This is a genomic window from Glycomyces sp. NPDC050141, assembly GCF_055586545.1.
In genome coordinates, this window is record NZ_JBVJHZ010000050.1 from 24,235 (window position 1) to 36,192 (window position 11,958).

10 protein-coding genes are annotated in these 11,958 nt (G+C 73.1%); 8 read left to right on the forward strand and 2 right to left on the reverse strand.

Going from position 1 to position 11,958, the window contains the following annotated elements:
- Window positions 1–82 precede the first annotated feature (82 nt).
- Window positions 83–1,270: a magnesium and cobalt transport protein CorA gene (locus ACZ60M_RS22825; RefSeq protein WP_465421128.1), complete on the reverse strand. Its 1,188-nt coding sequence runs from the start codon at window positions 1,268–1,270 to the stop codon at window positions 83–85.
- 162 nt (window positions 1,271–1,432) lie between these two features.
- On the opposite strand from ACZ60M_RS22825, the gene ACZ60M_RS22830 reads away from it, so the two are divergent.
- The 8 genes from ACZ60M_RS22830 to ACZ60M_RS22865 are packed head-to-tail and all read left to right on the forward strand — an operon-like array spanning window position 1,433 to window position 10,770.
- Window positions 1,433–2,350 carry a hypothetical protein gene (locus tag ACZ60M_RS22830; RefSeq protein ID WP_465421130.1) on the forward strand — a complete coding sequence of 306 codons (918 nt, stop codon included), beginning with the start codon at window positions 1,433–1,435 and terminating at the stop codon, window positions 2,348–2,350.
- Window positions 2,347–4,506, forward strand: a complete 2,160-nt coding sequence (locus ACZ60M_RS22835) for a serine/threonine-protein kinase (RefSeq protein ID WP_465421132.1) — start codon at window positions 2,347–2,349, stop codon at window positions 4,504–4,506. The genes ACZ60M_RS22830 and ACZ60M_RS22835 overlap by 4 nt, the downstream gene beginning before the upstream one ends.
- A complete protein-coding gene (locus ACZ60M_RS22840) occupies window positions 4,503–5,291 on the forward strand; it encodes a PP2C family protein-serine/threonine phosphatase (RefSeq protein ID WP_465421134.1) in 789 nt (262 codons plus the stop codon). Before ACZ60M_RS22835 ends, ACZ60M_RS22840 begins: the two co-directional genes overlap by 4 nt.
- The gene (locus ACZ60M_RS22845) at window positions 5,288–6,562 is read left to right on the forward strand and encodes a VWA domain-containing protein (protein WP_465421135.1); all 1,275 of its coding nucleotides are present in this window, start codon (window positions 5,288–5,290) and stop codon (window positions 6,560–6,562) included. The genes ACZ60M_RS22840 and ACZ60M_RS22845 overlap by 4 nt, the downstream gene beginning before the upstream one ends.
- Window positions 6,559–7,335, forward strand: a complete 777-nt coding sequence (locus ACZ60M_RS22850) for an FHA domain-containing protein (RefSeq protein ID WP_465421137.1) — start codon at window positions 6,559–6,561, stop codon at window positions 7,333–7,335. Before ACZ60M_RS22845 ends, ACZ60M_RS22850 begins: the two co-directional genes overlap by 4 nt.
- The gene (locus ACZ60M_RS22855; protein WP_465421139.1) at window positions 7,332–8,711 is read left to right on the forward strand and encodes a hypothetical protein; all 1,380 of its coding nucleotides are present in this window, start codon (window positions 7,332–7,334) and stop codon (window positions 8,709–8,711) included. The genes ACZ60M_RS22850 and ACZ60M_RS22855 overlap by 4 nt, the downstream gene beginning before the upstream one ends.
- Complete coding sequence (locus ACZ60M_RS22860; RefSeq protein WP_465421141.1) at window positions 8,708–9,514, forward strand: transporter substrate-binding domain-containing protein; 807 nt, start codon at window positions 8,708–8,710, stop codon at window positions 9,512–9,514. The genes ACZ60M_RS22855 and ACZ60M_RS22860 overlap by 4 nt, the downstream gene beginning before the upstream one ends.
- Window positions 9,514–10,770, forward strand: a complete 1,257-nt coding sequence (locus ACZ60M_RS22865; protein WP_465421143.1) for an MFS transporter — start codon at window positions 9,514–9,516, stop codon at window positions 10,768–10,770. Before ACZ60M_RS22860 ends, ACZ60M_RS22865 begins: the two co-directional genes overlap by 1 nt.
- On the opposite strand, the gene ACZ60M_RS22870 is transcribed toward ACZ60M_RS22865, so the two are convergent.
- Window positions 10,767–11,819 (reverse strand): COG1470 family protein, encoded by a 1,053-nt coding sequence (locus ACZ60M_RS22870; protein ID WP_465421145.1) that lies wholly within the window; start codon window positions 11,817–11,819, stop codon window positions 10,767–10,769. The two genes, ACZ60M_RS22865 and ACZ60M_RS22870, sit on opposite strands and share 4 nt — an antisense overlap.
- Between the last annotated feature and the right edge of the window lie 139 nt (window positions 11,820–11,958).

The following is an 11,958-nucleotide window of genomic DNA, read 5'->3' on the forward strand; positions in this document are numbered from 1 at the left end:
AAGGGGATCGCGACGGCGAGGCTCGAGTAGACCTGGGGCGCCGGGGTCGCATCCGCGACAACGCCCGTTCTGTCCCGTGCCGTCAGATCCAGTCGCGCCACTTGAAGACGAAGTAGAGGACGACGGAGACGCTGAGCATGAGGGCCAGCGCGAAGGGGTAGCCCAGGAGCCAGTGCAGTTCGGGCATGTGGTCGAAGTTCATGCCGTAGACGGTGCCGACCAGGGTGGGGGCGAAGAGGATCGCGGCCCAGGAGGAGATCTTCTTGATCTCCTCGTTCTGCGCCAGGCTCGTCTCGGTCATGCGCCGCACTTCTTCGTTCTGGCGCTGGCCGACGACGGTGGCGTTGACGGCGAGCATGTTGGCGAGGAGCTCGCGGAACGCGCCGATGCGTTCGGCCACGCGCTTGGTGTGGTCCTCGACGTCGCGCAGGCGGCGCTGGAGTTCCACGTCCACCCGGTACTTCTCGAAGCCCGCGCGGAGGGCCTCGAACATGTCGAGGAGCGGGTCGACGGCCCGCTGGAACTCGATGACCTCGCGGCCGAGGGTGTAGATGCGGCGGGAGACCTCGACGTCCCCGCCGAAGACCTGGTCCTCGATCTCGTCGATGTCGTTGGCGACGCCGCGAAGGACCGGGTCGTAGTCGTCGACGATCTGGTCGAGGATGGCGTACAGGATGGCCTCGGGGCCCAGGCGCAGCAGGTCGGGGTGCTCCTCCATGCGGCGGCGGACCGCGCCCAGGTCGGGGCTCTCGGAGTGGCGGATGGTCACGACGAAGTCGGGACCGACGAAGATGTGGAGTTCCCCGATGTCGACGACCTCGGTGGAGTCGACGTACCGGGCCGGGCGCAGGACCACGAAGAGCGTGTCGCCGTAGCGTTCGAGTTTGGGCCGCTGGTGTGCTTCCAGGGCGTCCTCGACGGCCAGTTCGTGGAGGAGGAACTCGGCGGCGATCTCCTCGACGTCGGCCTTATTGGGCCGGTAGAGCCCGATCCAGCCCAGGCCCTTGCGGTCGCGCACCAGCTCGTAGGTCTCCGCCAGGGACACAGGCTCGATCCGGCGGCCTTCGCAGTAGACCGCGTTGTCGACCACGGATTCCCGGTCGGGAGCGGGCTCGGGGGCCTCGGGCCGTGCCGCTTCGGGGGCGTGCTTGCGGCCGCCGGGGCGCAGCGAGGCGAAGGACTCCTTGACGGCGCTGGTGACCGGGTCCAGCGGCGACTTGCGCGGCGGGTGGCCTTCGGGGTCGTGGTCGGGTCGGTTGGGCCTGGCCATGTGGTGTCCCTCCGTATCGGGCGTGCGGTACGCCGCATTGACGTTAGCGCCGTTTCGTGAACGCCGGGCCCTCACCTCGCGGGCTGTCCTGAGTGGCCGGGTGCCGCTAACCTGTAACCCAGCGCACATGAATGGGATTCGCTTACTGGGGCGGGAGTTCGGATGGCAGTGGACCGGGACGCCGTCGAGCGCGCGCTGCTGGCGCGCCTGGCCGACCGGGACCGGATCTCGGAGCGGCTGCTCGAGTGCGAGTCGCGGGTCGCGTTCGCGGCATTGCGCGCCGAGGCGGCGGCCGTTCCCGGCGGGCGGTGCGCCCGGGCCCTGCTCGAGTGGGAGGCCCTGTGGCACCGGTTCAACGACTGGGACGCCGCCGTCAGGTCGGCCGCTTCCAAGCGGGACCGCCGAGGGCGTCTGGGCGCCAAGGAGGCCGCCGAGGTTGAAGTGGCGCTCACCGGGCCTTCGGTGCCCGACCCGGACGCGGAGCGGTCCCTCGTGGCGGAGCCGCCGCGGCTCACCCTCGCCGAGGCCGCCGCGCGCATGGAGACCCGCTACAGCGCCGTCCTTGCGCTCGTCGACGAGGTCGAGGCGGCCTTGGACGCGGCGAGGCTGGGCGACGACCTGCCCGACCGCGTCGCGGCGCTCGCGGAGCAGGAGCGCGAGCTCCTGCGGCTCTGGCAGGCCGCCGCCGAACGCATCAGCGAACCGCCGGTCCCCCGGCCGCGCACGCCGGTGCCTGTGCTCGCCGAGGCCCTGCGGCGGCTGCCCGGGTTCGGCGAACCGGGCTGGATCGACGCCGCCGCCGCGCATACGGCGCTGCGGAGGAAAGTGGACGCGGCCGCCCGCGAGCTCGACGCGGCGATGATCGAAGTCGAACGGCCGTTGCGCGAACGCAACCGGATGCGCAGCGAGGCCCAGGCCCTGCGGGCCCGTGCCGAACGGCTCGGCCTCGCCGACACCCCGGCCTTCGCCGCCGCCTGGCGCCGCGTCCGGACCCTGCTGTGGACGGCGCCCTGCGCGCTGCCCGAGGCCCGCGCCGCGCTCGATGCCCTAGCGCCGCAAACGAACGGAGACCGCACATGAGCAACCCCTGCACCGCCTGCGGCGGGCTCGTCGACGAGGACGGCTACTGCGAGGACTGCGGGCTCCTCGCCGCCGCACCGGTCCCCGCAGCCGCCGCGTCCCACACGACGGGCCGTACCGCCGGGCGCAGCGTCGGCCGGATCGGGACGGGCCTCTCCGACCTGCCGTCGGTGCCCGTCACCGACCCCGAGCCGGCGCTCATGACCGACCCGGCCGTCCCCGAGCAGCACCGCCTGTGCCCCAAGGGCCACCCGGTCGGGCGGACCACCGCGAAGCGGGCCGGGCGCGTCGCCGGGTTCTGCCCGGAGTGCGGGGAGCGGTTCGACTTCACTCCTTCTTTGAGCCCGGGCGACCTGGTCGCCGGGCAGTACGAGATCCGCGGCTGCATCGCGCACGGCGGCCTCGGCTGGATCTACCTCGCTGCCGACCGGAACCTCGACGGCAAATGGGTGGTCCTCAAGGGGCTCATCAACTCCAACGACCCGTCGGCGCTGGCCGCCGCCGAGGCCGAGCGCCGGTACCTCGTCGCCGTCGACCACCACGGCGTGGTCAAGATCCACAACTTCGTGCAGCACACCGACACCCGGGACGGCCGCGTCCACGGCTACCTGGTCATGGAGTACGTCGGCGGCGTGTCGCTGGGCGAGCGGCTGCGCGCACATGTGGCCGAGCACTACGCGCCGTTCCCGGCCGCGTGGGCCGTCCCGTGCGTCCTGGAGGTGCTCGCGGCCTTCGGGTACCTGCACGAGGCGGGCATGGTCTACTGCGACCTCAAGCCCGGCAACATCATCCAGGCCGGGGACCGGATCAAACTCATCGACCTGGGCGCGATGCGCCGCATCGGCGACGCCGACGGCGACGTCTGGGGCACCGTCGGCTACCAGGCCCCCGAGATCACCGGCGACCGCACTCCCGACGCCGTCTCCGACCTCTACACGGTGGGGCGCACGCTCGCGGTCCTCACCCTCGCGTTCAGCCCGGCCCAGCGCGGCGCGGACGGCAGCCTTACCGCCGCTCCCCTGCCGCCGCGCCCGCCCGGCTTCGACGAATCGCTGTACCTGTTCCTCGAACGGGCCTGCCACGCCGACCCCGCAAGGCGGTTCGACACGGCCGCCGACATGGCCGAGCAGCTCACCGGGGTGCTGCGGCAGATCCGCGCCGCCGAGGACGGCGTGCCCTACCCGGCGGTGTCCGGCCACTTCGGACCCGAGCGGGGCGCGGTCGCCGCGAAACTCGACGACGACCCGGACCGCCTGTTCACCGGAGTCCTTCCGTCCGAGGCGAAGCGGCTGCTGCCGGTGCCGCTGGCCGACCCCGCCGACCCGGCCGCGATCGCCCTCGCCACGCTGGCGCTGCTTCCGGCGGAGACCGCCCTCGACCTGGTCGAGGCCCTGCCGCCGAGCCCCGAGGCCCGCCTCGCGCGCCTGCGCCTCGCCGCCGAGACCGGGGCCGACACGGCGGTGTTCCTCGCCGAAGCCGAAGCGGCCGTTGGGGAAGACTGGCGGCTCGACTGGTACCGGGGGGTCAGCGCGCTCGCGGCCGAAGGGACGCGGGAGGAGGCGCCGCGCTGGTTCGGACGCGTGCGGGCCCACCTCCCCGGCGAGCTCGCGCCGCTGCTCGCGCTCGCCGTGAGCGAGGAGCTGCGCGGCGACCGCGACGTGCCCGCCGCGCACCTCCGGACCACGGTCGCGGCCGGGCAGTACACCCGGGTCTGGCGCACCGACCGCAACCACACCAGCGCCGCGTTCGGCCTCGCACGCACCACTGAGGACACCGCGCCGCTCGAACAGGTCCCGCCCTCCTCCAGCCACTACCTCGCCGCGAGGCAGCTGCTGCTCGCCGGGACCGTCCGCGACCAGAACGCCGACCGGGACGCACTCCTCAGGGCCGCAACGCTGTTCGACGACCTCACCGGTCTCGACGGCGCCAAGGCCGACCTGCTCGAAGCCGAACTGTGGCAGGCCCTCGGCGAGCACCTGCGCCACGAGAGCCCCGATCCCGCCGTCCGGGTGCGCGGCCTGCCGCTCACCGGCGAAGCGGTCGCGGGCGCGCACGAGCAGGTGCTGCGGCGCATCGCCGACCACTGCGCCTCGCCGCGCGTGCGGTGGCGCCTGGTCGCCGAGGCCAACCGGGTCCGGCCGAGGACGTGGCTGTGACCGCCTGCTCCCGCTACCCCCACTGCCGCGGCTCGACCGACGCCGACGGGTACTGCGACGAGTGCGGCCTGCGCGTGCCCGACCCCTGGGACCACCACGAGGTCACCGGGCCCGGCGGCGCCTTCGGGACGACCTACAAGGGACGGACGCACGAGTACAACGAGGACGCGCTCGCGATCGTCGGCGCCGGGGACTCGGTCGTCGGGGTCGTCTGCGACGGCGTCAGCTCCGCCCCCGGGTCGGGCCGGGCGGCGCGCCTCGCGGTCTGGGCCGCGGGCGAGGCCGCGGCAGCGGCGATCGCCTCGGGCGCACCGGAAACCGCGCTGGAGGACGGTTGGCGCTCGGGCCAGGCGGCCGTCGCCGGACTCGCGGCCGAAGGTCCCGCGCCCGCCTGCACGTTCTGCGCCGCCGTGGTCGCGCCCGGCGGGATCAGGGTCGCCTGGAGCGGCGACAGCCGCGCCTACTGGCTGCCCGATCTCGGCCCGGCGCTGCCGCTCACCGCCGACGACCACGACGAGGACGGGCGGCTCACCGCCTGGCTCGGCGCGGACGCGTTCGTCGACGGACCGTCCACAGGAGCCTTCACCCCGGTGTCGGGCGGGCTGCTCGTGCTCGTCAGCGACGGCTTCTGGCGCTACGCGGAGGCGCCGCAGGCCGTCCGGAACGCGGCCGGACCCGGCGGAGTCAAAGCCCGAGTCGACCGGATGCTCGCCCACGCGATCAGGGCGGGCGGCCTCGACGACATCACCGTCCTCGCGATCCCCGTTGGAAGGAACCCCTCATGACCGACCAGGCCGCATTCACGCTCACTGTGGACCAGAACAAGCACGTCCCGCCCGGGACCGCCGAGATGGCCGCCGTCCTCACGCTCGCCTGCGAGACTACCGGTCCCGTGAGCAGCGAGGTCGCGGAGGTCATCGTCATCGACCGGTCCGGTTCCATGCACGGCGACAAGCTGACCGAGGCGAAGAAGGCCGCGAAGGCCGCCGTCGAGGCACTGCCCGAAGGCGCCTGGTTCGCCGTCGTGGCGGGCGAATCGGACGCCAAGCAGTGCTTTCCGGACGGCGGCCTCGCGCAGGCCTCGCCGAACACGGTGCGGGCCGCCCGCTACGCCATCGAGAAGATCCGCGTCCAGGGCGGCACCGACATCGGCACGTGGCTGCGCGCCTCGGCCGACCTCCTCGCACACCGGCCCGCGGCCATCGGGCACGTCCTGCTCCTCACGGACGGCCAGGGCAGCATGGCCGAACGCCACCTGTCCTATTGCGACGGCAAGTTCACCTGCCATGCGGTCGGCATCGGCACCGACTGGAACCCCGACCAGCTCAAGCTCCTCGCCGACCGGTACCAGGGCCGCCGGGCCTTCATCGAAGACCTCGCCGACCTCGGCGGGTACTTCGCGCAGGTCGTCGCCGAGACCACCTCCAAGGCGCTCGGCGACGTCGAACTGCGCTTCAAGCCCTCCACCGGGGCCGCGGTCGTCTCGGTGCGGCAGATGTACCCGACACTCGCCGACCTCACCCCGCACCGCTACGACGTGGACGCCCGCACCGTCGGGGTGCCGTTGGCCCCGTGGGGCACCGAGAGCCGCGAGTACATGGTGGACCTTTCCGGGAGGGTCGAGGCGAGCGGCCAGGAGCTGCGCATCGCCGGGGTGCAGGTCGTGCGGTCCGGTTCGGGCGAAGTCCTCGCCCGCGGCAATATCCTGATCCGCTGGACCGAGGACCCGACCCTGAACACGGAGGTGAACCCGAAGGTCGCCGTCCACACCGGACAGGAGCAGCTGGCCGAGGAGGTGCGCGCCGGGCTCGCCGCCCTGCGCGCCAGGGACCCCCACACAGCCACCAGGCACCTCGTCTCCGCCCACGTCCTCGCCGACGCGGCCGGGAACGACGACACCGCGCGGCTGCTCGACCGCCTCATCGACTTCGACCCCGGCACCGGGACCGGCATCCTCAAGGGCGGCATCAGCGCCGCCGACAACCTCGCGCTCGACGTCGGCACCGACGTCACCCGCCCCGCGACCATGCGCACGACCGAAGGCGGCGAGCGGTGACCGTCCTCTGCCCCTCCTGCGGGTGCCTGTCCGAAGACGAGGACTGGTGCGACGACTGCGGGCGGCCGATCATCCCCGAGACCGAGCCGCCGCCCAGGCCAGGCCGGACCTGCCCGGTCTGCGGCGAGCCCGAGGACGGCCGCTACTGCCAGGACTGCGGGTACGACTTCACCGGCGGCAGCGCCATCAGCGGCGACACCGAACTGACACCGGGCCGTCCGGCAACGCCAAGTCCCGCGATCGATCCCGATCCAGGACCCGGCCCGGTGATGCCCAGGCCCGCAGCCGATCCCGTCCCGAATGAGGACACCGCCCGCGCCGCCACCGGCCTGTCCTCCGCGCCCGCTCCGCGAGAACCGTTCGCGGGCACCGGATTCCAGGTCGTCGTCAGCGCCGACCGGCAGTTCCACGCCCGCCTCGCGGGCGACCCCGGCGCCGACCCGTTCCCGCCCTACGCCCCCGAGCGGACCATGCCGCTCCTGCGCGCCGAGATCCGCATCGGGCGCGGCCGCCGCGGCAGCGACGACCGGCCCGAGATCGACCTCGCCGGGCCGCCCGCCGACCTCGCCGTGTCCCACCTCCACGCCGTCCTGCTGCGCGAAGGCGACGACTGGACCGTCGTCGACCTCGGCTCCTACAACGGCACCCGTCTCGACGGTGTCCGCCTGCGCCCCAACGCACCCGAGCCGTACCCGGTCGGCTCGACCCTCCACCTCGGAGCGTGGACGGCGATCCGCCTGCACCGCGCCGCCCCACAGGGAGACCCCCGATGACGCACCTGCTCAGCGACGCCGACCGGAGCGCGGTCCTGCGCCTCGGCCTCGGCGGCAACCGCCCCGGCCCCGCCGGGCTCCTGCGCCGCGCGGCCGTCGCGATCGCCGCCCTCGTCGCCATGTTCGCCGCGCTCGCCGTCGCCGCGGCCGCCTCCAACCGGGCCCTCGACGTCATCGGCCACGAGGCCGGACCGCAGGTCGTGGCCACCACCGACCTGTACTACGCGCTCGCCGACGCCGACGCGCAAGTGTCCACCATGCTCCTCATCGGCGCCTCCGACCCCGGCGGCAAGGCCGAAGCCGAACGGGCCTACGCCCAGCGGCGCGGCGAGATCGCCGGGGCGCTCCTGGAAGCCCACCGCCTCTCCGGCGAGGACGAGGCCCAGCGCCAGACCATCGAGTCCGTCATGGCCTACTACGGGGAGTACGAGCAGTACGCGGCCGAGGCGCTGCTGCTGGCCGAGCAGCTCGGCTACGCCGAAGGCGAGGCCCCGCCCGAGGTGATCGCGGCCTACCGGCTCGCCGGAGACCTCATGAGCGGCCGGCTCCTGCCGCTGTCGTACAACCTCTCCCTCGAGAACGGCACCATCGTCCGGGAGACCTATGACGAAGCGCGCCAGCGGATCGACCTCGGCAAGGCGGTCGTCCTCGTCGCAGGGCTGGCCGCGCTCGCCGCGCTCGTGTGGCTGCAGGTCCACCTCGCCCGCGCCTTCCGCCGCGTCTTCAACTCCTCGCTGCTGGTCACCAGCGCGGTCTGCCTGCTCTACCTGTTCACCGGCTGGTCGGTCCTCAGCGCCGAGGACGCGGCGCTGTACGAGGCCAAGGAGGTCGGCTTCGACCGGGCCCTGTCCCTCGCCGAGGCCAAGGCGGTCTCCGAAGCGCTCTACACCGACCAGCTGCGCTACCTGCTCGACACCGAGCGCGCCGCGATCTACGAGCAGACCTATCTGGACAAGGCGCAGTCGCTGTTCTACCTCGAGTCGGGCAATCTCAACGAGTACCGCACGGCCTTGGCCAACAGTGTGACCGGGCATCGGCAGGTCCCGCCCGGCCTCATCGGGGACGCGCTCGACCGGGGGGACGCCGACAGCGAGGCGCTCGCCGACGCGTGGGCCCGCCTCAACGAGGCCGACGCCGCCATGCGGGAGAGCACCGCGCCCGTCTCCGAGCGGATCGCCGACCTCAACGCCGCCACCGGCCCGTACCGGGAGGAGCTGGCCGACCTCACCGCGATCCGGTTGGGCGCCTTCGAGGACGGGATCGCCGACGGCGAGCGGGCCATCGCCGACTTCGCGTTCCTGCTGCCCGCCGCGATGGTCTCGCTGGCGGCCTTCACCTTCACCGGCATCGCGCCGCGACTCAGGGAGTTCCGATGAAACGCCGCATAGTCGCCGCCGCGTGCGCGCCGCTGATCCTCGCGGCGGGCTGCACCGCCGCGCAGGACCCGTCCCTGCTCGACCGCGAGGTGCTGCGCATCGCCGTCCAGTCCGACCAGCCGCTCATCGCCTGGGAAGGGGACGGCGGGCCGGAGGGCATCGACATCGACACCGCCCTGTACATCGCCGACTACCTCGGCAAGGACGTCGAGTGGGTGCCGATCACCCAGGCCGACCGCGAACAGGTGCTGCTCGACGGCGAGGCCGACATGACCATCGCCTCGTTCTCGATCACGCAGGACCGCAAGCAGCGCATCGACTTCGCCGGACCGTACACGATCGCCCACCAGGACCTGCTCGTCCGCGCCGACGAGACGGCCATCGCGTCGATCGCCGACATCGAGGGGCGGCGGCTGTGCGTGACCGAGGGCTCGAACGTGGTCGACCGGATCGTCGTGGAGCACGGCGTCGAGGCGGTGCCGGTCTCCGCGAGGGACGCCACCGACTGCCTCGACCTCCTCGTCAGCGGCGAAGCCGACGTCGTCGCCACTGACGACCGCATCCTCGCCGGGCTCGCCGCCGAGTCCGGCGGAGCGGCGGTGCTCGTGGGCGCCAACTACTCCGAGGAGCGCCTCGGGGTCGGGCTCCAGCCCGGCGACACGGCGGGCTGCGAGGCGGTCAACCGCGCCATCACCGCCATGTACGCCGACGGCACCGCCGAACTGCTCATGCAGCGCTGGTTCGCCGACGCCGGCATGGACCTCTCCTCGATCCCGATCCCCCAGTTCGAAGGATGCGAATGATGACCATCGCGCCCCCGGCGACCCGTTCGCGCCGCTCCGTCCTGGCCGCCTGCGCGATCGGGACCTCCCTGGAGTGGTACGACTTCTTCCTCTACGGGACCGCCGCGACCCTCGTGTTCGGGCCGCTGTTCTTCCCCGACGCCGACCCGGCCACCGCGACACTGCTGGCGTTCGCCACGTACGGGGCCGGGTTCGTGTCGCGCCCCATCGGCGCGATCCTCTTCGGACACCTGGGAGACAGAGTCGGGCGGCGCAACGTCCTGTCCGTGTCGCTGCTGCTGATGGGCATGTCCACCTTCCTCATCGGCATCCTCCCCACGCACGCGAGCATCGGCGTGGCCGCCCCGGTCATCCTGGTGGGGCTCCGGTTCCTCCAGGGCCTGAGCCTCGGCGGCGAGTGGGGCGGCGCGGTCCTGCTCTCCATCGAGCACTACGACCGCCGGGACTGGGGGCTGGCCGGGTCCTGGGTCCAGATCGGCGTCCCGGCCGGGAACCTGCTCGCCGCGGGCATGCTCGCCGGGGCGAACCTGCTGCTCAGCGACGAGGCGTTCGCGACCTGGGGCTGGCGGCCCGCATTCCTGGTCTCGGCGGTACTGGCGCTGGTCGGCCTGTGGATTCGCCACAACGCGACCGAGTCGCCGGAGTTCGCGTCCGTGCAGACGCTGGCCGCGAACCCGATCGGGGAGGTCTTCCGCACGCACCGGCGGGCGCTGCTCGCCTCGTTCCTGGTCCGGTACGGCACGAACGTGGCGTTCTACGTGTTCACGCTGTACCTCCTCACGTACCTGACCGACGTGGTCGGCGTCGATTCCGGGATCGGCCTCGGCGCGGTCCTGGTCGGCTCGGCGGTGCAGCTGGTCCTCGTCCCCTGGTTCGGCCGCATCTCGGACCGCTTCGGCCGCAACGGCATCCAGGCCGCGGGCGCGGTCGGCGCGATGGCGCTGGTGTGGGCGTTCTTCCCGCTCCTGGACACCGGTTCGACGTTCGCGATCGGCACGGCGGTGGTGCTCGCCCTGGTCGCGCACGCGGCCATGTACGGCCCGCAGGCGGCGTACTTCGCCGAGCGGTTCGACACGCGGGTCCGCTACTCGGGCGTCTCGCTGGCGTACCAGCTCGCGAGCGTCCCGGGCGGGGCGCTGGCGCCGATCATCGCGATCGCCCTGTACGGCGCGTACGGCACTTCCTCGATCGCGCTGTACACGACGGTGTCGCTGGCGGTGGCCTTGCTGGGCTTGATGATCGGCAGGAAGCCTTAGGCTTCGGCGGGCGCTTCGAGGGCTTCGCGGCGGCCTTCCTCGCGCGCCTTTTCGAGCTTGTCCTTGAGTTGCGCGCGAGAGCGGAGGCGGCCCCACAGGCTCGACACGACGAGGAGGGCGATACCGGCCAGCGCGATCAGCTGGGGCCAGGGGACGGCCCAGAACCCGGCGTCGGCGGTGACGGGTTCGATTGCGGCGCTTGCTTCTGCGCCGACGACTCGGGGCGTCACTTCGATCGAGGCGGGCACGTACACGAGGGGCCATACGTCTTCCACGGTCACGGTGAACGCGCGCCGGTCGCCCGGGAGGAGTTCCTGGTCGATCTCGCCTTCGGCGGGGAAGGCGACCTCGCGGCCGCCCGCTGCGACGAGGCCCGTCACCAGGAGGCGGGCGTTGCCGGTGTTGACGACCTCGAAGGTCACCTCTGCTTGTCCTGGTGCGAGCGGGTTCCAGGAGAGGTCGTAGGAGGTCGACACCGATTCCACGGCTGCCGCGGGTGCGAGCTCGCCGGTCACGCGGGTCATGACGCGGAAGCCCACGCGGGACTCGACGCCCACGGTCGCTCCGTCCTCGTTGACCTGCTCGGAGATGACGGACGCGGCGATGCCGGCCGCGTGGTCGCCGGGGGTCGCGTTCTGCGGCACCGTGGTCGTGAAGGGCACGACGACCGTGGCGCCGGGGCCGACCGTGACCTCGTCCTGGACCTCGATCCACAGGCCCGCGTCGACCGACTCCTGGTCGGAGGGGAGCATGCTGAACCGGCCGTTCTCCTGGAAGTACCCGTCGGCCGCGGCGATGCGGAACGTGACCTCCTGGTCGGAGAGGTTGCGGACCGCCAGGTGCTCGGTCGCGGTGGCGCCGGGGTCGAGTTCCTGTTCGACCCAGGACCGGCCGTCCTCGCCCGTCTCGTCCGCCGGGCGCACCGACCAGGTCACCGTGCCGTCGTCGGCCTGCGCGGCGGCGGGGGCGGCGTGTCCCGTCGCGAGCAGGAGCGCCGCGGCGGCGAGGAGCAGACCGCGCGCCGCGCGGGAGCTGAAGGGGCGGACCATGGTCGGCCTTTCCGGTGCACGGGCGGGGGGGGGGGGGGGGGGGGGGGGGGGGGGGGGGTTGGTTTTGGGGGGGGGGGGGGGGGGGGGGGGGGGGGGGGGGGGGGGGGGGGAGGGGGGGGGGGGGAGGGGAGAGGCGAGA

Bases quoted from the DNA above. Each gene is read 5' to 3' on its own strand.
- ACZ60M_RS22825 (WP_465421128.1), bottom strand. From the start codon at position 1,270: ATGGCCAGGCCCAACCGACCCGACCACGACCCCGAAGGCCACCCGCCG.
- ACZ60M_RS22830 (WP_465421130.1), top strand. From the start codon at position 1,433: ATGGCAGTGGACCGGGACGCCGTCGAGCGCGCGCTGCTGGCGCGCCTG.
- ACZ60M_RS22835 (WP_465421132.1), top strand. From the start codon at position 2,347: ATGAGCAACCCCTGCACCGCCTGCGGCGGGCTCGTCGACGAGGACGGC.
- ACZ60M_RS22845 (WP_465421135.1), top strand. From the start codon at position 5,288: ATGACCGACCAGGCCGCATTCACGCTCACTGTGGACCAGAACAAGCAC.
- ACZ60M_RS22855 (WP_465421139.1), top strand. From the start codon at position 7,332: ATGACGCACCTGCTCAGCGACGCCGACCGGAGCGCGGTCCTGCGCCTC.
- ACZ60M_RS22860 (WP_465421141.1), top strand. From the start codon at position 8,708: ATGAAACGCCGCATAGTCGCCGCCGCGTGCGCGCCGCTGATCCTCGCG.
- ACZ60M_RS22865 (WP_465421143.1), top strand. From the start codon at position 9,514: ATGACCATCGCGCCCCCGGCGACCCGTTCGCGCCGCTCCGTCCTGGCC.
- ACZ60M_RS22870 (WP_465421145.1), bottom strand. From the start codon at position 11,819: ATGGTCCGCCCCTTCAGCTCCCGCGCGGCGCGCGGTCTGCTCCTCGCC.